The following is a 20,382-nucleotide window of genomic DNA, read 5'->3' as shown; positions in this document are numbered from 1 at the left end:
CATCGTGTTAACGAAGCGCACCAGAATCCAATTGGCGGTTTTCGCCGTGGTCAGCTTGATCGCGGGCACCATCATGTTCTTCGCCTACATGCAGGTACCGACGGTCTTCTTCGGGATCGACCGGTACTCGGTCACGGTGCAGTTACCTCAAGCGGGTGGCCTGTACCCGGGCGGAAACGTCACTTACCGTGGAGTCGAGATTGGCCGGGTACAGGCCGTACGTCTCACCCAGACCGGTGCCGAGGCGGTGCTTCAGCTGAAATCGGACATTCACGTCCCCGCCGACCTCAACGCTCAAGTACACAGCGTTTCGGCAGTTGGCGAGCAATACGTCGAGCTGCTACCCCGTAGCTCACAAGGGCCGTCGCTGAAAGATGGTGACGTGATCGCCATGGACCGTACCTACGTTCCGCCGGACATCAACTCGCTCCTGGAGGCGACCAACCGCGGCCTGTCCGCCATCCCACGTGACAACCTGAAAACGGTGGTCGACGAGGGGTATGTCGCCTTCGGCGGGCTCGGGCCGGAACTCTCCCGGCTGGTGAAGGGGACGACCGATCTGGCGATCGGCGCCCACAAGAACCTGGATGCGATCACTACCTTGATCGACCAGTCGAAGCCGCTACTCGACAGCCAAACCGCGTCATCGGACTCGGTCCAGGCATGGGCCGCCCATTTGGCGACCATCACTTCGCAGCTACGGAGCAACGACTCCGCTGTGGCGGGCCTACTGCAAAAAGGCGGCCCAGCGGTCGACCAGGCCCGGGCGCTAATTGACCGGCTCAGCCCTACGTTGGCGATCGTGCTGGCCAACCTGGTCAGTGTTGGCCAGGTTGGGGTCACCTATCGGGACAACCTCGAAGGCCTCTTGGTGGAGTTACCGCAAGGCGCGGCCGACATCCAGGCGATCGGGGTGGCCAACCGAAATACGAAGCAGGACTACCTCGGTGCCTACCTGAGCTTCAACCTGAACCTCGGATGGCCGCCAGCATGCACCACCGGATTCCTGCCCGCCCAGCAGCAGCGGGCCGCCAGCTACGAAGACTATCCAGACCCCCCTAAAGGCGACTTCTACTGCCGGGTGCCGCAAGACTCGATGCTCAACGTGCGCGGCGCACGCAACTATCCGTGCGAGACCCGTCCGGGCAAGCGCGCCCCGACGGTGAAAATGTGCGAGAGCGACCAAGCCTACGTTCCGCTCAACGACGGGTGGAACTGGAAGGGTGATCCGAACGCAACATATACGGGGCAGGGTGTCCCGCAGTACAGGCCAGGCGAGGAGCCGCCAGGTCAGGCGCCACCTCGGCTGCCCCCCGGTCCACCGCCACCACCGATAGCGGCCTTTCAATACGATCCAGGCACCGGTATGTACATGGGACCCGACGGCCATGTTTACACGAAGGCCGAGTTGACCCCAGGCGCCGTAAAGGAGCAAACATGGCAGAGCATGCTGATGCCTCCCGCGAAGAATTGAACACCGACGAGGGTGCATCTGAATCGCGCGATGAGGTCGCCGAGGCGGAAGTCCAAACCGCGGACGCCGAGGATTACGACGGCGCGGTGGACGCCGATGTGGACGACGCTCCCAAAGACGTTGCCACTGAGAAGAAACCGACGTCGCCGGTCCGGCTGGCAATAGTGTTGGGTCTGGTCTTCGTGACCGCCTCGACCGCGCTGGCCGGCTGGCTGGGATTACGGGATTATCAGGCACATCAGATCCAGCAGCAGCGGGCGCTGTTGGTTCAGGTGGGGCGGCAGGGCGCACTGAACCTCACAACGATCGACTGGCAGCACGCCGACAGCGACATACAGCGCATTCTGGATTCCGCCACAGGCAGCTTTTACGACGACTTCTCCAAGCGCTCGAAACCCTTCGTTGAAGTGGTCAAGAAGGCGCAGTCGAAGTCAGCGGGGACGGTCGTTGAGGCGGGCCTCGAGTCGCAATCGGGCGACGAGGGCCAGGTGCTGGTTGCCGTTACCGTCAAAACCTCGAATGCCGGTGCGCCCGAAGAGGAGCCGCGACATTGGCGAATGCGAATTTCGGTGAAAAAAGTCGGCGACGAGGCAAAGGTCTCCAACGTCGAGTTTGTGCAGTGAGGAAATGGCAGAAGGGCATGCGCCGACTACCGATCCTACGAACCAGAGAAGGAACCCTCCCCGTGCGGGTTGAAACAGAACGCGAGACCGGCCAGGACGCGGCCGAGGTCTTCGCGGAGAAAACCGAGCAGTTTGCGATAGAGGTTGACGACCCCGAAGACACCGGGGACGCCACCGAGCACACCAGAGACACCGAACAGATTGCGGAATCGGAGAACACCGAAGATATTGAGCCACCAGCACGTTGGCGCCGGGTTATGTGGTCGCGAGTGTTGGCCTTTGGAGTGCTGCCGGTCTTGGCGCTAGTGATAGCGGCGGCCGCAGGTTATCTGAAGTGGCAAAACGCATGGGTCCGCGGGTCTGGAGTCGCGAGCCTCGAGTCCGTTGCGGCGGCAAAAGATTCCACCGCGGCGTTATTGTCCTACCAGCCCGACACCGTCGATAAGGATTTGGGGGCTGCCCGTGATCGGTTGACCGGCACCTTCAAGGACTCCTACACGCAGTTGACCCACGACGTGGTGATCCCCGGCGCGAAGAAGCAGCACATCTCGGCGGTCGCCACCGTTCCCGCTGCCGCTTCGGTTTCGGCGACTCCACAGCATGCGGTCGTCCTGGTGTGCGTCGATCAGACGGTGACCGTTGGCAACGACGCACCCACCGAAACGGCGTCCACCGTCCGGGTGACTTTGGACAAGACCGGTGCCCGCTGGCTTATTTCCTCGTTCGATCCTGTCTAGATGGAATACCCTGAGCGACGCGACGTCGTCCCGCCCTGACCTCAGAGGGTGGTTTGCGTTGGGCCGAAATTTTGGCAAAGCGTATACGGTGGCTGGAAGGTGCTGGCGCATCCCTGGGCCTTGACGACATAGGTTGTGCCAGGCTGGTAGGGATAGCGCACCTCCGCCGGGTTCTGCCCGTTCATCGATGCGCACTCTCCCTGCGAACCCCCGCCGGCCACGGACAGACATATCACCGACAAGTTGGGGCTGGCGTGGATCGTGCACGGGCCAGGCCGCAAAGTGGCTGACACGACGCTCAATCCGGACACCTGCACGACTTTCGGCGGCGTGAGGATGAAGGAGCACTGCCCGGGTCCGTCGTCGCCCGATGGCGACGCACGTGAGACGCCCGCGGGACAGACAGCAATGAATGCCGCCGATAGACCGGCCCAGAGCGCTGCCAGTGACCTTAACGCCGACATGCGAAGATAATATCCCGTTATATGTTTATATGTCTTCAGGAAGCCTGATAGTTCCACGAGTGGTGTGTGCTACGACGACACCGTTTGCCGGCCCAAACCCGTCCGGGAGATTACGCGCCTCGACGGCGCTACAACGCGGTGATCAGGTGATCGCGCCGGCGATCTTGAGCTCAATGAGGCGGTCGTCGTCGACGCCGAGTTCGCGCAACACCCCGTCGGTGTGCTCAGCGAACTGCGGCGCCCTGGCCAGGCTTGCCGCATCATCGTCGAACTTCACCGGATTGGCTACCAACCTTTGCGGATGACCTTCGGCATCGATGATTTCGGCGATGCGACCGTTGGCGGTCAGTGCCTCGTCATTGGCTATTTCCCAGGCATCCTGTACCGGTGCCCACTGCCCTCTGCCCTTGCGTAACAAGGCTTGGCACTGTTCGAAGGTCAAATTGCCGATCACATCGCCGACGATGCGTTGAGCAGTTTCGCTGTGCTCGGCCATCGCCTCGATCGATGTGAATCGTGGATCTTCGGCGACTTCGTGCAGACCCATCAGCCGGCAGAACTCCGGCCAATACCGCGTCGGCTGCAGCATCGACAACTGGACGAACCGTCCGTCCGACGTTCTATAGGCGCCGGTCAGCGGGTTGCCCGGGGCCTGGGTTCGGCGTTCCATCTTCGGCAGCGGGCCGCCCATCAGCATCGCCATGTTCACGTTGAACTGGGTTGCCCAAGCGCCGACCGCCAGCAGCGAAACATCGAGCACCGACGGTTCCCCCGTGGCCTGCCTGCCGTAGAGTGCCGCCGCGACACCCCCAGCGATGGTGATCCCGCCGATGTTGTCTCCGTAAGCCCCGGCGGGCATGAACGGGCTGTGTGGGGCGTCAGGCGATGTGAGGCCGTCCGCGCTGCCGCCTCGGGCCCAGAAAGCCGTCGCGTCGTAGGCACCGGCATCGCGGTCAGGCCCGTCGGAGCCGAAGCCGTTGCCGATGACATAAATGATGTCGGGGTTGACGCGGCGGACGTCGTCGACGTCGATGGACAGCTTCTTGCGCGATGACGGCAGGTAGTTCGTCAGGAACACGTCGCTTCGCCGGATCAGTTCGTCGAGCAGAGGGCGAGCCTCGGAATTGTCGAGGGCCAACCCGACACTGCGCTTTCCGCGGTTGGGCGCCTCCATGATCGGCGCGAACGACGATCCGGGTACCGTCGCCGCGGCGCCCAACACCTTGACCAACCCGCGCTGGGCATCGCCGGTGACGGGATGCTCGATCTTCACCACGTCGGCGCCCCAGTCGGCGAGCACCGCGCCCGCCGATGGCACGAAGGTGAACTGTGCAACCTCCAGAACGCGAACTCCGTTGAGCGGCTTATGCATCAGGTGTCCTTCGAGTGGAAGTGGGCGCGGTGCCCACTCAATGCATGATGTCCTGAACCTTCGTCTTCTCGTAGCCTTTGAGCAGTGCCGCACTGGCGTTCTCCATATGTCGCCGCCAATGCGCTTCGGCCTCAGCGCCTTCCCGGGCGGCCACCAGGTCGGCGAGCCGCGTATACGATCGCATCAGCTTGGTGTACTGAGCCTTGGGCACAACGTTCTGGACACTCAGAAATGCTGCGGTCATGTGCTTTTCGAAGATCTCGTGCAGCATGCCGGCGATCACGGTCAGGGTCGCGTTGCCCGACAGTTCCACCAGCCGACGGTGCAAGGTAGTGGAGGCTGCCGCTAATTTGCCCGTCTCCCACGCAGCGGGGACCTCTTCGATGAGGTCCCGTAACTCGCGGTGGGCTGTTACGGTGCCATTTTCTGCAAGCAGTCGGGCTGCATACGGTTCAATACCCATCCGTGCCGTCATCACGTCGGCGAGCGTCGTTCCTGCCAGAGCGAGCAGGAAGCCTGCCGGTCGCGCGACGATCTCGGGGCCCGGGACCCGAACCCGGGCGCCGGTGCGTGAGCCGCGCCGCACCTCCACGAGTCGGTCGGACTCCAAGACCCGCACCGCTTCTCGTAGCGATGGCCGGCTGACCTGAAAGTGATTCATGAGTTCGGCTTCGTAGGGGAGGAAGTCACCGTCTTTGAGCTGTCCCTCGACGATCATCCGCCGTAATGTATCCGCCACGATCTCGGCCGTCTTGGGCGACCGCACCGCACCGTTCTCTGACGTGGTCATCGGCGCGAGAGGTTCCCGTTTGGGCATCGCGACCTCCTGAATCTCGACGTGTACTACTCAGTACACCATGTAGGACGCTGATCTGGGACATTCGTGGCTTTCGTCAGTGCAGCCGCGACAGAACGCGTGTCGCGGCTGCACCATAGCCAGCGCGTCGTCGGCGTCCGACCAAGAAGCTTGGCGGTGATGCAAACGCCATGTCGGGCAGTCGTTTGCGAGCCGCGAGCATCTCGCGAGCTTGTGTCTCGTTGCCGCAGATCGCGATCGACCACAGCATATCGTCGCTAACGTGGTCGGCGATCGTTTCTGGATGGCCGCTACGGAAGGCCGAACGAATCCTGGCGACCTCGTCCCCCCAGCCGTGCAGTTCGACGAGTGAGTCGTAGGTCTTCACAGTGAGGTAGAAGCCGATCTGAAGCCGCGCGTCCCGGACAGCCCGGGCCGGGTTATCGTTGTCGATCGCGGTGATCAGCCAGCCCCACCGTCGTAGCTCCGCGGGATCGCGTCCGGTTGATTCGGCGCCGCGGGCCAGTTCGGGCTCTACGAGTTCGGTCCACCACCGATCGGTGAACAGTCCGTGTCCGAGCACGCCATCGGCGGTGCGACCTACCGTCCGCACCATGATCTTGTTGAAGGCTCCGATCAGGATGGGCACGTCCAAGCGGCCGAGCACCGGTGCACGGATGTCGGCGTCGACCGTGTAGAACCGGCCCTCGTAGCGGATGTGTTCGCCGTTCTCGGCGTGGAGGAACGCCCTGATCACCTCGATCAGTTCGGCCATCCGGGGTGCGGGGTGGGCGGCGTCGACACCGAACCAGTCCTTGTTCATCCGTGAGGTTCCGGACCCAAGTCCCAGAAAGACCCTGCCCGGGGCGAGCGTGGCGAGGTGTCGGACCGCAGCGGCGTGCACGAACGGGGATCGGGCGAACGCATAGGCGATCCCAGGGCCGACCTTCGCCTGCGAGGTACCGAGGGCCATCTCAGTCGCGGTGATGTAGGCGTTCAGATCGGCGAACTCGCCGGCGCAAAATGCCTGCGCCCCGGAGATTTCGGCCTGCGCCGCTAGCGCGGCCCCTGGCCATGGCAGACCCCAGTCCATGTGTCCTCGCATCCGTCGCCAAACATCACTTACCTAGTAATACATGTGATTGTACGTCCCGATCGGCAGCCATAGTCGATTGCCCGGTGGCCGATTTTTTTCGACAATTGCGTCAAAAATGAGTAGCCTCGAGGTATTGCTGTGCCAGGTGTCGTACGTGGAAGGGACGTTCCGATAATGCAAAGCTTGCCGAGCATGCTGCCCACCGGTTGGTTTCAGGTCGCCTGGAGTGGCGACATCGCCGTCGCCGAGGTGGTCCCGCTGCACTACTTCGGCCGGGATCTGGTCGCCTTTCGGCAGCTGGACGGGGTGGTGAATGTGCTGGACGCGCACTGCCAGCATCTTGGCGCGAGTTTGGCCCATGGTGGCTGCGTGGTCGAAGAAGGCATCCAGTGCCCATTTCACGGCTGGGTGTGGAACGGAGCTGGCCGCAACGTCCGCATTCCGTACCAGGATCGGCCCAACAAGGCCCGACGAGTACGTTCCTATCCGGTCGCTGAGCTCAATGATTCGATTTTGATCTGGCATGACAGCGCCGGCAGGGAGCCACTATGGGAAGCACCAGATGCTTTCACGGTGCTTGGCGATCACGTCCGATCGCAGCGGTTCCACCCGCTGGGCAGCGATTGCCGGACGCGGCACGAGCGAGTGAAGGTGCATCCCCAGGTGATCGCCGAGAACGCCGTCGACCCGCACCACTTCCAGTTCGTACACAGCACCGCGATCAGTCCCGTGGTGCTGCGTGAGAGGACTGACAGCTCTACCTGGTCGGCCAAGGTCGGCTTTGGCCGGAGGTGGAGCGACGGCTTGGACCGCGACGGCGACACGATGAACACGATCGAGATCTATTGGTCAGGCGTTGGTCTCAGCTACAACGGCGAACACGTCCGCGACGGAATCCGGGTCATCTCGATTTGCGCGACACCGGTGGACGACACCAGATCCGACATCTTCGCCGGCTACTGGATCAGCGAGGAAGCATCGGAAGGCCCGGGTGATTTCGAGGCGCGGCTGGCCGCTGCGAAACTCGCCCTGCCCGACGACATCCGGATCTGGGAGCACCAGAAGTATCTCGAACGGCCGGGCCTGGCAACCTCGGAGGGGGCGGGCTTTCGCGCACTGCGCCGGTGGGCGAGCGGGTTCTATCCAGAACCGCAGGCCGCAGCGGAACCGGTCACGCATGGCGCCTGAGGGCTCGGCCCGGCGGGCAACACGGAAATCCGACCGCACCCGAGAGTCAATTCTCGACGCCGCGCGGACGGCATTCGCGCGCAAGGGTTTCTCGGGCGTCACCATCAGGGACATCACTGACCTCGCTGCTGTCACCCGGGCGAACTTCTACTACTACTTCTCCGACAAGACCGAGCTCTTCATCGAACTCGGCACCGATACCTACCGCCAAGCACTTGCGATCGTCGACGGTTTCATGGAGCAGGGGACCCCGCCGAGCAGGGAGGACATCGATACCTGGGTTGCCAGGTACTTCAGCTACCTCGACCGCAACGGCGCGTTCGTCATCCGGTCCACAGCGGACATGCCTCCCGATCGGAAATTCCGCGCAGCGGTGGCACGCTCGCACTGGCGGACTGCCGCCGCACTTGGTGAGGGCATCGCAAAGTTGGCGCCGACCCCGCCTGACGTGGATCCCGTGGCAACCGGGCTAGTGGTGATGGCGATGCTCGAGCGCTCGTGGCTGATGGTCCAGCACAACGAGATCCCATCGACGACGCGCCAAGCGGTGCTGGTCGCGGCCGGCGAAATGCTATGGCGAACGGTCAATGGTCAGACTTGACCGGGGTCCATTCGCCGATCAGCTGATCGACCGTGGTCAGCCGGCCCAGCACGGCAATGGTGTTGTCCAGCACCTGTTGTGCATAGTCTTGAGGAGTGCCGCCGACGGCGTCGCGCGGCACGATGAGGTCGAAGCCGGCCTGTGTGACATGCCCGGCGGTGTGGGTGATCGCCAGGTTGAGCGAAACGCCGACAAGGACGATGGTACTCACGCCCAAGCCCTTGAGTACCGGCAGTAATTCGGAATCGAGCGTGGGGAATAGCCCGTGATGGCGTGGTAGCACCAGGTCGGTGGGCGCCAGTAGCTCGGGAAGCACTGTGGTGGCAGCGCTTCCGGGAGCCCACTGTGCGGTTGCCGGGCCCAGTGCGCGCCAGATGCGCGCCGTCCCGGTATGCCGACCGCCGAGGCTGCCCTCGTAGGTCGCATGCACCACCCGCGCGCCGAACTGGCGGGCTGAATCGAGAAGTCGACGCACGCTGGATACGAGTTCGGAGCTGTCGGCGGCCAGGGCGGGCAGGACGGACTCGGGACCCAGTACACCGTTCTGGCATTCCACGCAGATAACGGCCGTAGTCTCGGGGTCCCATGGTGTCGCAGCCATCTCTCAACCTTAGTCGATTTTTGACACTCGTGATGAAATAGTCGGTAGATTCCTTACAAGCTACGGAGATTCGGCTCTTGTGGTCACTCCGGACGATGAGATGAGTCAAGCCGGCATAGGTGTGGTGCAGAGGATCGATCCGGCCGACATCAACGAGAAGCTGTTGGGCTGGCTACGAAACCGGTTGGCGCACTACAAGTGTCCGCGGTCGCTCTCGTTCGAAGCGCAGCTGTCCCGGACGGACACCGGCAAGCTGTACAAACAGGAACTCGTCAAGAAATGCTCGCGCGGCAACTAGCTCAGCCCAGCTTCAGCGGCAGGCGTTCCAGCGAGAAGGTCTGCGCGGGGAACACGATGTGCGGTTCGTAGCCGTCCTCCACCGAGAACTCGGGGATGCGCTTGAGCCATTCGTCGAGGACGAGCGTGAGCTCCATGCGTGCCAGGTGAGAGCCGAGGCAGCGGTGCGGCCCTCCGCCAAAGCCCCAGTGCCGGTGGACCTTTCCGTCCATCACCACGTCGTCGGTCGAGGTCTCGTCGCTGTCGTCACGATTGATCGCGGCGATGCACAGCCGCACCCGGGTATCGGCAGGAAGGGTGATGTCGCCGATGGTGACCTCCGCGGTGGTGACCCGGGGCAACATCGGCGCGGGGGGCTCCAACCTGACGATCTCCTCGACGAACACGCTCATCTGGTTGGGATCCTCGCGCAGCGTGGTGCGCAGCTCAGGGTTACGGGCCAGTTCCAACAGCGCCGTGCTCATCGCCGCCGTGACGGTGTCCAGCCCGGCGAGCACGAACAGGAAACTCAGCCCCATCATCTCGGCATCGTCGAGGGCGTCTTCACCGGTGAGCACTTGGGACAGGATGTCCGGTCCGGGGTTGGCCCTTCGTTCGTTGATCGCCTCGGAGACGTAGGCGAGCAATTCCATTGCGGGCGTGAGGTCAGCGCCTTCGAGCGTCGGTGACTCTGCAAGCGCGATGACTGAGTCCTTCCATGCGATGAGCCGGTCGCGATCTTCCAGAGGCAGCCCGAACAAGGTCAGGAACACCTGTGACGGGTAGGGGATTGCCAGGTCGGCTACGACTTCGCACTCGCCCTTCTTGGCGATGTCGTCGACGATGTCGATCGCCTGTCTCTGGAGGGAGGGCAGCATTGCCTTTAAAGTGTGCGGGCTGAAGAAGGGCTGCAAGATCTTGCGGAATCGGGTGTGCTCGGGCGGGTCGAAGGAGATGGGTACCAACGGCAACGGGGCGCCGAGCACGTCGAAGGCTTTCTTTGACGAGAACAACTCCGGATTGCGCAGCGCGGCAAGCACGTCCTCGCGGTGCGCTAAGTAGTACCAGCCGTCGATGAACACCACCCGCCCGGCGTCGCGCACGGTCTTCCATCCCACCCCGCGGTCCGCTGCCATCGGCAGCCCTGCGAAGGAGAGTTCCGGTACGGCATGGGGTTTCACGTGTTCTCCTCCCGTCAGAACGCCGAGCGATGCAAGCCGCCGTCGACTTCGATCCAACTGCCGGTGACGTACCCAGCAGGGGCTGAGCACAAGTAGGCAATGAGCGAGGCGATCTCCCGAGGCTTCCCCATCCGTGCCGCCGGTACGCGGGCCTGGGTGAGCATGAAGTCGCGGCGCTCCTGCTCGGTGCTCGCGCCGAGGTGTTGATCCAAATAGGCCAGCGCGTTCTCGGTCTCGATCCAGCCGGGTGCGACGGTGTTGACGGTGATCCCGTATCGGGCGTACTCGTCGGAGACGGTCTTGAGCAGCCCGACCGTCGACGGACGGCTGGTATTGGCCACCGCGTGATGGATGTTGCCCGCGGGTTCCTTCGCTGTGCCTGATCCGATGTGGACGAAGCGGCCCCAACCCGCTTCCTTCATCGCGGGCAGCACCGCATGCAGGAGCAGGATCTGGCTCGTGGTGTGCATGTCGAAGGACTCGCGGTAGATGTTCACGTCGGTGATGTCCGCGAAGTCGCCGGGTTTCTGGTACTTGGCTTGACCGATGACGATGAGCGGCGGCCCCTGCTCGGTGGTCACTTCTCGCACCGCGCTCTGAAGCTGCTCGGCGTTGCTGACGTCGGCGGTGACGCCGATCGCGGTGCCACCCTCGCTACGAATCGATTCGACGGCGGCGTCGACGTCGGACTTGGTGCGGGCCAGTACCGCAACCCGCGCACCCTCTGCGGCAAGCAGTTTCGCGGCTTCGAAGCCGATTCCCTTACTGCCGCCGACGATCAGCGCCGATCGGCGGTCGATTCCGTAGTCCATCGCAGAATCCCGGTCAGCGCCTTACGTCCATGCCGGCGTCCACCTTCAGCATGCTTCCAGTGAACGAACGGCCCGCGTCGCTGAGCAGGAAGAGGATCGCGTTGCTCACGTCGCGTGGCTCGATCAGCGGCAGGTCCGGCAGCGCGGTCTGGACCGCGTTGACCATGCGAGGGTTGTCCTCGATCACTTTGAACAGCGCCGGGTTGTCGGTGATCATCGGGGTCGCACAATTCGTCGGCGCCACCGCATTGACGCGAATGCGGTCGGGGGCCAGCATGGCCGCGTACGCGCGGACCAGACCGACGACGGCGACCTTGGACATCAGGTAGGCGTCGCTCCCGCCGCGGCCGTCGGTCAGGTCCAGTAGGGCGATCATTGAACTCGTCGCGATCAGGTTGCCACCCTCGCCACGTTCCTTCATGTGCGGGATCGCCACCTGGAAGGCGTTCCACACCCCGATAAGCATGATGTCGAGCCCTAGCCGCAGCGCCTCTGATGCGTCGCGCTCGTCGGCGTTGGTGAGCACCACCCCGGCATTGGCGAGCACCGTGTCGACGTGGCCGAATTCGTTGACGCCCGCGTCGAACGCATCCTGCAACGCAGCGAAGTCTCGGACGTCGGCCTTGCGGGTGATCATCTTCCTGCCGGTTTTCTCCACCAGGCGGGCCGTCTCCTCGAGATCGTCTTCGGTGCCCAGGGCGTAGGGCACGATGTCGAGGTTCTCGCAGATGTCGACACCGATGATGTCGGCACCTTGCTCGGCGCACATCACCGCGTGCGAACGGCCTTGCCCGCGAGCGGCTCCGGTGATGAAGACGACCCTGCCGTCCAGTGAACCCATTCGTATGCCTCCAATAGCTCGCAATCGGCCGCGCTCAGCGCGTTGGTGGGGCGCGACGCAGTGACGTACGCCACGTCGAGGATGCTACGCCGACGGCTTGGAATCATACAACTATTTGGCTAATTTGGTGGACGACGGCACACTCAGAGCTTTGGAAGGGATCCCACATGCCCGACAGCCCCAATGGCGGTCCGCGCCCACCCGACGGTGACTGGTTGGGCAGCCCCTACCTGAGGTTTGAGCGTGAAGGCGCATTTGCGATCTGCACCTTGGACCGCCCCGAGGCCCGGAATGCGATGACGCCTGCGATGTACTTCGGGATCCGCTACGCGGTCAGTCGCGTCAATGCCGACCCCGACCTCGCCGGCCTGCTCATCACCGGCACCGGCGACGTCTTCGCACCGGGAGGTGACCTGGGTCAGAAAGCAGCAGACAACTGGATGGACTTCGCGTCCACCCTGGGAACCGACGTCACTCCGTTCGACACGCTGCGGCAGTCGGCCAAGCCGGTCGTGTCCGCGGTCAACGGCCTCTGTCAGGGCGGTGGCCTGCAGATCGCGATGTGCAGCGACCTCGCCGTGGTGAGCGATCGGGCTGTATTCCGGGTGCCGGAATTGTTCCGTGGCATCGCCGACACGTACTACAGCCAGGTGCTGGCCCGGCTCATTGGACCGGTCCGGACCAAGGACCTGATGTTCACCGGACGGACGCTGAACGCCGACGAGGCGCTCGACTGGGGAATGGTGAGCAGGGTTGTTCCGCACGACGACCTGTTGAGCGTCGCCAAGGAGCTGCTCGCGCAGTGCTGCCGGACCGCTCCGGGAGCGCGGGGGTTGGTCAAGGCGAGCCTGGACAACTACCTCGGGCTCTACGACCGGATCGGCATGACGACCAGTCTCTTCGGACCTGAAGCGGCCGAAGGCTTCCGGGCGTTCAAGCAGAAGAACTCGCCCGACTGGGTGCACCCGAAGCTTCGGGTAGAGGGGCGGTTGTAGCGCGCCGCTACAGGCCGGTGCGAGCCGGCCCGTAGCGCGCGCCGGTCACTTCGGAGTGAAGCGCTGCGCGCCGTCGAGGCGCATCACCTCGCCGTTGACGTAGCCATTGGACAGCAGAAACGTCGCGGCGTCGGCGTACTCGGCTGGAGTGCCTAGTCGCTTCGGGAACGGGATGTTGGCAGCGAACTTCGCGATAGCCTCCTCGCCGACCGACTCCATGATCGGCGTCTTCATCGTTCCAGGGGCGATGGTGTTGACCCGGATGCCCACCGAACTGAGGTCGCGAGCGGCAGCGATGGTCAACCCGATGACACCGGCTTTCGCTGCGGCATAAGCGGTCTGGCCGATCTGACCCTCATAGCCCGCGACCGAGGCTGTCATGACGATGGCACCCCGTTCGCCGTCCTCGCGGGGTTCGGCGGCGGCTACCGAAGCCGCTACCAGCCGTGTCAGGTTGTAGGTGCCGGTGAGATACAGGTTGATGGTCTTGGTGAAACCGGCCATGTCGGCCGGGCTGCCGTCGCGCTGCACGATCCGCTGGGCCACCCCGAAGCCGCCGTGTGCAACGACCGCGTAGCGCAGCTGACCGAGCTGGTTGGCCTGCTCGATGGCGCCCTGCACGCTGTCGTCGCTCGTTACGTCGGTGCTGACGAACAGTGCCCGGCCACCCAGCTCGTCGGCCAGCGCCTTGCCCTTGTCGGCGGCGAGATCGGCGATCACCACGCCAAGTCCTTCGGCATGGAGCCGACGCACCGTCGCCTCGCCCAGGCCACCTGCTCCTCCGCTGACAATCGCCGAGGCGCCCTCAAATTGCTGCACTGTCACTAGTTCTCCCTTATCTACTGTTGTTTTCCAATTGAGTCAGATCGCCCGTCACCAAACTCCACGGATCCTCGGCGGCCAGGACAAGCCGGCCGAGTCGCCGCGCGAAATGCGTGGTGCTGCCGTAATCGCTGGTCCAGCTCTGAGCGCGCAAGGTGAACAGCCATAGCGGGTGTTCACTGGTGACGCCGATCGCGCCGTGCAGCTGGTGGGCAACGCTGGTGACCGGCCCGACGGCCCGGCCGACCGCCACCTTGGCGACGGTGACGGCGTAGTCGGTGTGAGGCGACGCGAAGCCGTGCTCGGCAGCGGCGGCAACGGCCAATTCCGCAGCGGCACGGGCTCTTTCGATCTCTCCGGCCATGCCGGCCAGTGACTGCTGCACGGACTGGAAAGCGCTGAGCGGACGACCGAACTGGATGCGCTGGCGGGTGTGCTCTACCGACAGCGCTGCGGCGGCATCCAACACTCCGATGGTCTGCACACAGCGTGACCACGCGCCGCGCCGAGCCAGCTCGGCGCCCACCGTCGGGTCTACGGCGTGCAACTGGTCGGCCGACACGTCGAAGGCAATCGAGTCGCGCGGTTCGCCTGCCAGGTTGTGACCTTCTCGCAGCTCACCGGGCGTCACGTCGATCACGCCGACCTGAAGTCCAGCGGGCGCGCTGACGGCCAGCACCACGGCGGTGCACGCTCGTGCCCATGGCACCGCGTGCGCGGTGCCGGTGACCCGGCCGTGGTCGGTTTCGGCATCGGCGATCGCGACACTCAGCGGGCCGGCGGGCAGCTCGACGCCGGCCTGCTGTCCGAGCCACCCGGCAAGCGCGTCGGTTTCGGCCAACGGCACCGCGCCGGCGTGGCGGGCCACGCCGTAGAGCGCAACCGCCAACTCGCGCGGGCCGGCTCCCATGTCCGGCGTGCTCGTCAGCCTGGCCAGCCCGGTGTCCTCGAGGTTGCGCCAGAGCACGGCGTCGAACTGGTCTGGGACGCCGCGGTGGCCCAGCCCCGCGTCATAAGCGCGCTGCCCAATGTCGTCGACGAGTTGACGCAGCTCCGCATCGTCGTCCCGGGCGTCGGTCGCGGCGAACACCCCGCCGGCCAGAGCGCTCACCGCAGCCCCATTCCGCGGGCGACCACACCGCGCAGCACCTCGTTGGTGCCGCCGCGCAAGGTAAACATGGGCTTGTGCAGCCACGCGGTGTTCAGCATCGTCTGCAGTTCGGAATTCGGTGGCGTCGCCTCGAGTAGATCGGCGATCGACCCCACTGATTCGGCTTCAAAACGCGTGCCGAGGTCCTTCACCAGCGCCGCCTGATTGGCGGCATCGCCGCCCTCGGTGAGCGTGCGGGCCACTGACAACGACAGCTGCCGCAGCGAGATCAACCGCGCCATCAGGTCACCGATGTCGGCGGCGGTGCGGTCGTCGGGCAGCGAGACTCGGCCGAGTGCACGGATGGCAGCGAATAGCAGGGGGCCGGTGGACAGGATCCGTTCGGGCCCGCTGCGTTCGAACGACAATTCGGAGGTGACCTGGTGCCAACCGTTGCCGACGTCACCGAGCACGTCGGCATCGGGAACGAAGACCCCGTCGAACAGAACCTCGTTGAAGTGGTGTGCCCCCGACATCAAGATGATGGGTTCGACGCGGACGCCCTCGGCATCGCATGGCACCAAGAACTGGCTGAAGCCGGCATGCCGCTGCTGCGGGTCCGGCGGGCTGGTGCGGGCCAGCACGACGACCTGATGCGCGTGGTGGGCCCCGCTGGTCCACACCTTGCTACCGGAGAGCAGCCAGCCGCCGTCGCTGCGGACGGCCTTGGTCTGCACGGCGGCCAGGTCGGATCCGGCGCCGTGCTCGCTCATGCCGATCGATGAATAAAGCTTGCCCGCAACGATTTTGGGCAATAGACGTTCGCGCTGCTCCTCGGTGCCGTAGGTCAACAGGCCCGGCGCGACCTGGCGATCGGCGGTCCAGTGCGCCGCCACAGGCGCACCCGCCGCGATCAGCTCCTCGGTCACCACGTAGCGGTGGAGATGCCCCAGCCCGTGGCCGCCGTACCGCTTCGGGATGGTCAGGCCGGTGAACCCGGCGGCGCCCAGCCGGGCGGAGAACTCCTCGTCCCAACCGCCCAACCACGAGTCGACGCCGGGCTGCCACCCGAATTCAGCGCGGTCGGACTGTAAGAAGCCCCGCACGGCGAGCCGTAGCTTGACCAACTCGGGCTCACGGGCGCTCAAGGCGTCAAACGAATTCACCACAGCCGCTTCCTAAACCGTGGGCACCGGGGCCGACAGGAGATAGAAATTGGGCGTTAAGTCCTCCTCGCTCGGGGCCAATAGGTAACCCGACAGGTCCTCGCGGCCTTCTTCCCGCAGGATCTGCTCGTCGGTGTAGAAATGGCCGCTGCACGCCGCGGCGGGTCGGGTGACGAGCGCGTGCACCGCCTCGGCCATGATCTGTGGGCTACGGGCCTGCGCGCGTACCGCTGCCTCTCCCATTGCGACCATCATTCCGGTGCTGGCGATCGTGGTGGCCGGCCACAGCGAGTTCACCGCGATCGGCACCGAGGCGAACTCTTCGGCCCAGCCCAGGGTGAGCAGGCTTTCGGCGTACTTGCCCACGGTGTGCCCCACGTGGGCGCCTACCCATCTGGGGTCCATGTTCAGCGGGGGTGAGACGTTGACGACGTGCGCGTTGCCCGACCGGCGCAGGTGCGGAAGTGCGGCCTGCACCACCGCGAACGGCCCTTCCACATTGATTTCCAGCAGCCGGCGCAGGTTCTTAGGCGGCAACTGCGCGGTCGGCCGGAGATCCAGGGCCCCGGCGTTGTTGACGATGACGTCGATGCCGCCGAACTTCTCGGCCACCGAAGCGATCGCCGACGCCACCGCGTCCGCGTCCCGGACGTCGCAGGTCAGCGGGAGCGCCCGGCCACCCGCACGTTGCACGGCGTCCGCGGTCTCGGCAAGGGTGCCCGCGATCTTGGGATTCGGCGCCTCAGTTTTGGCCAGTAATGCCACGGCCGCACCGTCTTCGGCGATCCGCTCGGCGATGGCGGCGCCGATGCCGCGGCTGGCGCCGGTTATCACCACGACGCGATCCTCCAGAGTGCGAGGATGGGGATTGCCCACGGTTCGTTGACCCTTCCGTCGGTCGCTAGAGTATGCGGTCGAATGCTATAACTATATAGATCATTAGTCGCGCGATGTAACGCGCAGTCATCCACAAAAGCGGGGATCTATGACTCGGGTCTTTTCGGTCGGCACCTATCTGCCGCCCTGGGCTGTGCGCAACCGGCGGGTCAAGGGTCCCGACGAGGACGCGCTGACGATGGCCGTCGCCGCCGGCCGCGCGGCCGATCCCGACGCCACGGCGCGACGGGTGGTGCTGGTGTCTCGCGATTTTCCGCTGTTGGAAGGTGGCAACGGCGCGGTGCTATTGGCGGCGTTGTCGCTGCCGGCTGACACCGCCGTGACGGAGGTGCTGGGCGGCGCACCCGCGGTGTTGGACCAAATCGTCAGCGCCGGCGAAAGGACCCTGGTGATCGCCGCCGACGACAACGATCTCGCGACCGGGGCGGGCGCGGTGCTCACCGGCGATGACGGCGCCGTCGTGACCCCGCTGGCACGCCAGACGCGCAGCCTGCCGTTAAGCGCCCGTGGTGCCGACGGCGCCCGCCACGCCTACGTCGACCCCCGGCTGCAACGCGAGGTCGGGGTGCGCTCCACCCTGACCCGATTGGGCCTGACCGGAACTCCGACGGTGGCCGCGGCGGCAGGCGTGCCCCTGGCGCATGTCGCGGGCGACTTCGATACGACGCACGCCGTTGCGGATTCCGCTGTCTCCAGCGCGGCGATCATCCTGCTGTTGGCCGATGCGATCGAGGCGGGCATCGAGGGCCTGTTGCTCGCGGTCGAGCAGTCCAGCATCAGCGCGGCGCACCTGGCGTCCGCGGGAACCGAGACCCGGATCGCCCGCGATGAGTTTCCGGCCCAGGAATTACCGAAGGCCCGCGTCGCCGACGGTGTCGGCATCCCGATTTCGATGCCCGCATATGCGCGCGCTTTCGAGCCGAAGATCCGCTGGGAGGCAGCGGTTTTCGAGGAAAGCCCGGGCATCGACGCGGCGCCGCAGTTCCCGCCGCGGCTGCGAGTCGACAATGCCGGACGGTTGGCCACCGAATACCGGCTCGAGCCGCTGCCACGCACCGGCACCGTCTATACCCACACCACAGTGCGGATCCCGGTGCCCGACCTACCCAGCCCATACTCACTGGCCGTCGTTCAGCTCGACGACAGCCCGGTGCGGGTGCTGCTCAAGGTCACCGGGGTACGCGCCGGCGAGGCGGCGATAGGACAGCCGGGCTCAGTCGTGTTGCGCAGGATCGCCATTCGCGCCGGCATCCCCGACTACGGCTATGCATTCTGGCCGGGGCGGACGCTGGAAGGAGTCGTTGCATGAGAAACGTTGCCATCGTCGGCGCGGGGATGACGCCCTTTGCCGAACACTTCGCCCTTGGCGTCAAGGACCTGATCCCGATGGCCTACGCCGAAGCGGTCACCAAGGTAGACAAGGGCATTGAGAAATCCGACATCGAAGCCGCGTGGTTCGGTGAGCTTTCGACGACCGACGGGTTCCCATCCGGCATTTTGGCCGACACCCTTGACCTCACCGAGATTCCCGTGACGCGAGTCGAAAATGCTTGCGCCACGGGTAATGACGCGATCCGGAACGGAACGCTGGCCATCGCCTCGGGCCTCTACGACGTGGTGCTGGTGGTCGGGGCCGACAAGGTCCGCGAAACGTCATCGAACACCACGTTCTGGGACTGGGCGGCGATGACACGTGACAACGCCTGGGACTACCCCTTGGGACTGGTTGCGCCGGCCAACTTCGCGCTCCACGTGATGCGATACCTGCACGACTCGCCGGCGACGAAGGAACACATGGCGATGGTGGCGGTGAAGAACCATTTCCACGCGGTGAAGAACCCGAAAGCTCAACTGCGCTACGAGATCACCGTCGAGCAGGCGCTGGCCGCGCCGATCGTGGTCGAACCGTTCGGACTCTACGATTGCACCCCGCAGAGCGATGGCGCGGCCGCGGTGATCTTGGCCGCCGAGGAGGTCGTCGACCGTTACACGGACCGTCCGGTCTGGGTTCGCGGCGTCGGGCTGGGCATGGACCGGGTGATGCACCAGCACAAGGGCGACATGACGACCTTCCCGCCGACGGTGCGCGCCGCCAAGGCCGCGATGAAGATGGCCGGCGTGACGCCGCGCGACATCGACGTCGCTGAGGTCCACGACTGCTTCACCGGCGTCGAGTTGATCAGCTACGAGGATCTGGGGTTCGCCCATCGTTACGAGGCCTACAAGCTGGTCGAGGGCCGTGAACATTACGTTGGCGGATCGATTCCGATCAACCCGAGCGGCGGGTTGAAGGCGAAGGGGCACCCGCCGGGTGCCACGGGGGTGGCACAGTGCTACGAACTGTTCAATCAGCTTCGCGGTGAAGCAGAGAATCAGGTCGACGGTGCGCGAGTCGGGTTGGCCCACAATATCGGTGGGCCGACCGCGGTCTCCGCGGTCACCGTCCTTTCCAACGAGAAGAACTGACGGGACCATCACATGACCACTTCCGAGATCGCTACTCTGCCTGGCTACGAAGAATTTGCGCCGTGGCTACTGGTGGAGAAGCGCGGCAACGTCCACGTCGTGAGCATCAACCGGCCGGAGGCGTTCAACGCCGTCAACGAGCAGGTCCACCATGCGTTCGCCACGATCTGGCGGGTACTGACTGCCGACGACGACGTGCGGGCGGTGGTGACGACCGGTATCGGCAAGGCGTTCTCAGCCGGCGGCGACATGGTGATGTTCGGACGTCTGATCGACGACGCGGTGGCCCGCCAATTCCAGATAGCCGAGGCCCGCACGGTGTTCCTGGAGGTGATCAACTTCCCCAAGCCGCTGGTGTCGGCGGTCAACGGCCCGGCTGTCGGTCTCGGTTGTTCGATCGCGTTGCTGAGTGACTTCCTCGTGATGGGGGAGAGCAGCTATCTGGCCGACCCGCACGTCGCGGTCGGGTTGGTGGCCGGCGACGGCGGCGCGGCAATGCTGCCGCTGCTGATCGGTCTGATGAAGGCCAAAGAGTATGTGCTGCTGGGGGATCGGATCACTCCGGCAATTGCGGACAAGCTGAACCTCGTCACCAAAGTGGCCACCGATGACACCGTGCTGGACGAGGCGCTCGCGATAGGGGAGCGGTTGGCCGGTCTGCCGCCCCAGGCACTGCGCGCCAGCAAGGTTGCGATGAACATGCACCTGTCGCGAGCCGCGCTCGGTGTGCTGGAGTACGCGCTGGCCGAGGAGTACACGTCGTTCTCCACCCCGGAGTTCAAAAAGCGGGTGGCCGCGTTCCGGGCACGCTCGAAGAAGTAGGGGCTCGTCGGACCCTGCGGCGCAACGCCGTTCGAGCGGTGACCGCGTCACACGTCGGATCG

20 protein-coding genes and 1 pseudogene are annotated in these 20,382 nt (G+C 64.8%); 10 read left to right on the top strand and 11 right to left on the bottom strand.

Annotation, left to right across the window (positions count from 1 at the left end; genetic code table 11):
- The first annotated feature begins 1 nt into the window (after position 1).
- From OCQ_RS14370 to OCQ_RS14360, 3 genes are all read left to right on the top strand, one after another.
- Positions 2-1,474 carry an MCE family protein gene (locus OCQ_RS14370; protein WP_041785023.1) on the top strand — a complete coding sequence of 491 codons (1,473 nt, stop codon included), beginning with the start codon at positions 2-4 and terminating at the stop codon, positions 1,472-1,474.
- Entirely contained in the window at positions 1,438-2,097 is a 660-nt protein-coding gene (locus tag OCQ_RS14365) for a hypothetical protein (RefSeq protein WP_014385052.1), read from the top strand. The genes OCQ_RS14370 and OCQ_RS14365 overlap by 37 nt, the downstream gene beginning before the upstream one ends.
- Before the next feature lie 62 nt (positions 2,098-2,159).
- Entirely contained in the window at positions 2,160-2,834 is a 675-nt protein-coding gene (locus tag OCQ_RS14360) for a hypothetical protein (RefSeq protein WP_014385051.1), read from the top strand.
- A gap of 606 nt (positions 2,835-3,440) precedes the next feature.
- On the opposite strand, the gene OCQ_RS14355 is transcribed toward OCQ_RS14360, so the two are convergent.
- The 3 genes from OCQ_RS14355 to OCQ_RS14345 all read right to left on the bottom strand — a co-directional run bounded on the left by OCQ_RS14355 (position 3,441) and on the right by OCQ_RS14345 (position 6,559).
- The gene (locus OCQ_RS14355) at positions 3,441-4,670 is read right to left on the bottom strand and encodes a CaiB/BaiF CoA transferase family protein (protein ID WP_014385049.1); all 1,230 of its coding nucleotides are present in this window, start codon (positions 4,668-4,670) and stop codon (positions 3,441-3,443) included.
- A gap of 37 nt (positions 4,671-4,707) precedes the next feature.
- Positions 4,708-5,487 (bottom strand): FadR/GntR family transcriptional regulator, encoded by a 780-nt coding sequence (locus tag OCQ_RS14350; protein ID WP_041785021.1) that lies wholly within the window; start codon positions 5,485-5,487, stop codon positions 4,708-4,710.
- Positions 5,488-5,563: 76 nt separating this feature from the next.
- Positions 5,564-6,559, bottom strand: a complete 996-nt coding sequence (locus OCQ_RS14345; protein WP_014385047.1) for an LLM class flavin-dependent oxidoreductase — start codon at positions 6,557-6,559, stop codon at positions 5,564-5,566.
- A 177-nt stretch (positions 6,560-6,736) separates the two neighbouring features.
- On the opposite strand from OCQ_RS14345, the gene OCQ_RS14340 reads away from it, so the two are divergent.
- Together OCQ_RS14340 and OCQ_RS14335 are read left to right on the top strand one after the other, a co-directional pair.
- Entirely contained in the window at positions 6,737-7,750 is a 1,014-nt protein-coding gene (locus OCQ_RS14340; protein ID WP_041785019.1) for a Rieske 2Fe-2S domain-containing protein, read from the top strand.
- Positions 7,740-8,351: a TetR/AcrR family transcriptional regulator gene (locus tag OCQ_RS14335; RefSeq protein WP_014385045.1), complete on the top strand. Its 612-nt coding sequence runs from the start codon at positions 7,740-7,742 to the stop codon at positions 8,349-8,351. Before OCQ_RS14340 ends, OCQ_RS14335 begins: the two co-directional genes overlap by 11 nt.
- On the opposite strand, the gene OCQ_RS14330 is transcribed toward OCQ_RS14335, so the two are convergent.
- Entirely contained in the window at positions 8,335-8,952 is a 618-nt protein-coding gene (locus OCQ_RS14330; RefSeq protein WP_041785017.1) for an isochorismatase family protein, read from the bottom strand. The genes OCQ_RS14335 and OCQ_RS14330 overlap by 17 nt on opposite strands.
- A 67-nt stretch (positions 8,953-9,019) precedes the next feature.
- Here OCQ_RS14330 and OCQ_RS26110 point away from each other — a divergent pair.
- Positions 9,020-9,250 (top strand): annotated as a pseudogene (locus tag OCQ_RS26110) (acyl-CoA synthetase); the annotation flags it as partial.
- A 1-nt stretch (position 9,251) separates the two neighbouring features.
- Here OCQ_RS26110 and OCQ_RS14325 read toward each other — a convergent pair.
- The 3 genes from OCQ_RS14325 to OCQ_RS14315 are packed head-to-tail and all read right to left on the bottom strand — an operon-like array spanning position 9,252 to position 12,062.
- Positions 9,252-10,364, bottom strand: a complete 1,113-nt coding sequence (locus OCQ_RS14325) for a cytochrome P450 (RefSeq protein WP_080588022.1) — start codon at positions 10,362-10,364, stop codon at positions 9,252-9,254.
- A 59-nt stretch (positions 10,365-10,423) separates the two neighbouring features.
- Positions 10,424-11,221: an SDR family oxidoreductase gene (locus tag OCQ_RS14320; RefSeq protein WP_014385041.1), complete on the bottom strand. Its 798-nt coding sequence runs from the start codon at positions 11,219-11,221 to the stop codon at positions 10,424-10,426.
- A 13-nt stretch (positions 11,222-11,234) separates the two neighbouring features.
- Positions 11,235-12,062 (bottom strand): mycofactocin-coupled SDR family oxidoreductase, encoded by an 828-nt coding sequence (locus tag OCQ_RS14315; RefSeq protein WP_014385040.1) that lies wholly within the window; start codon positions 12,060-12,062, stop codon positions 11,235-11,237.
- A 167-nt stretch (positions 12,063-12,229) separates the two neighbouring features.
- Here OCQ_RS14315 and OCQ_RS14310 point away from each other — a divergent pair, with 167 nt between their 5' ends.
- The gene (locus tag OCQ_RS14310) at positions 12,230-13,057 is read left to right on the top strand and encodes an enoyl-CoA hydratase/isomerase family protein (RefSeq protein WP_014385039.1); all 828 of its coding nucleotides are present in this window, start codon (positions 12,230-12,232) and stop codon (positions 13,055-13,057) included.
- 45 nt (positions 13,058-13,102) lie between these two features.
- Here OCQ_RS14310 and OCQ_RS14305 read toward each other — a convergent pair whose 3' ends face one another.
- From OCQ_RS14305 to OCQ_RS14290, 4 genes are read right to left on the bottom strand one after another with little or no spacing between them, the layout of a single operon-like run.
- Positions 13,103-13,882: an SDR family oxidoreductase gene (locus OCQ_RS14305; RefSeq protein ID WP_041785015.1), complete on the bottom strand. Its 780-nt coding sequence runs from the start codon at positions 13,880-13,882 to the stop codon at positions 13,103-13,105.
- Positions 13,883-13,892: 10 nt separating this feature from the next.
- Entirely contained in the window at positions 13,893-14,990 is a 1,098-nt protein-coding gene (locus OCQ_RS14300; protein WP_014385037.1) for an acyl-CoA dehydrogenase family protein, read from the bottom strand.
- Positions 14,987-16,138, bottom strand: a complete 1,152-nt coding sequence (locus OCQ_RS14295; protein ID WP_014385036.1) for an acyl-CoA dehydrogenase family protein — start codon at positions 16,136-16,138, stop codon at positions 14,987-14,989. Before OCQ_RS14295 ends, OCQ_RS14300 begins: the two co-directional genes overlap by 4 nt.
- Before the next feature lie 9 nt (positions 16,139-16,147).
- Complete coding sequence (locus OCQ_RS14290) at positions 16,148-16,972, bottom strand: SDR family oxidoreductase (RefSeq protein ID WP_014385035.1); 825 nt, start codon at positions 16,970-16,972, stop codon at positions 16,148-16,150.
- 148 nt (positions 16,973-17,120) lie between these two features.
- Here OCQ_RS14290 and OCQ_RS14285 point away from each other — a divergent pair, with 148 nt between their 5' ends.
- From OCQ_RS14285 to OCQ_RS14275, 3 genes are read left to right on the top strand one after another with little or no spacing between them, the layout of a single operon-like run.
- Complete coding sequence (locus OCQ_RS14285; protein ID WP_014385034.1) at positions 17,121-18,341, top strand: OB-fold domain-containing protein; 1,221 nt, start codon at positions 17,121-17,123, stop codon at positions 18,339-18,341.
- Positions 18,338-19,498, top strand: coding sequence for a thiolase C-terminal domain-containing protein (locus tag OCQ_RS14280; RefSeq protein WP_014385033.1), 1,161 nt, complete (start codon positions 18,338-18,340; stop codon positions 19,496-19,498). The genes OCQ_RS14285 and OCQ_RS14280 overlap by 4 nt, the downstream gene beginning before the upstream one ends.
- A 12-nt stretch (positions 19,499-19,510) precedes the next feature.
- Positions 19,511-20,320 carry an enoyl-CoA hydratase/isomerase family protein gene (locus tag OCQ_RS14275; protein WP_014385032.1) on the top strand — a complete coding sequence of 270 codons (810 nt, stop codon included), beginning with the start codon at positions 19,511-19,513 and terminating at the stop codon, positions 20,318-20,320.
- The last annotated feature ends 62 nt before the right edge of the window (positions 20,321-20,382 follow it).

It is taken from the genome of Mycobacterium paraintracellulare (assembly GCF_000276825.1).
GTDB lineage: Bacteria > Actinomycetota > Actinomycetes > Mycobacteriales > Mycobacteriaceae > Mycobacterium > Mycobacterium intracellulare.
This window is presented reverse-complemented; position numbering and strand designations above follow the sequence as displayed.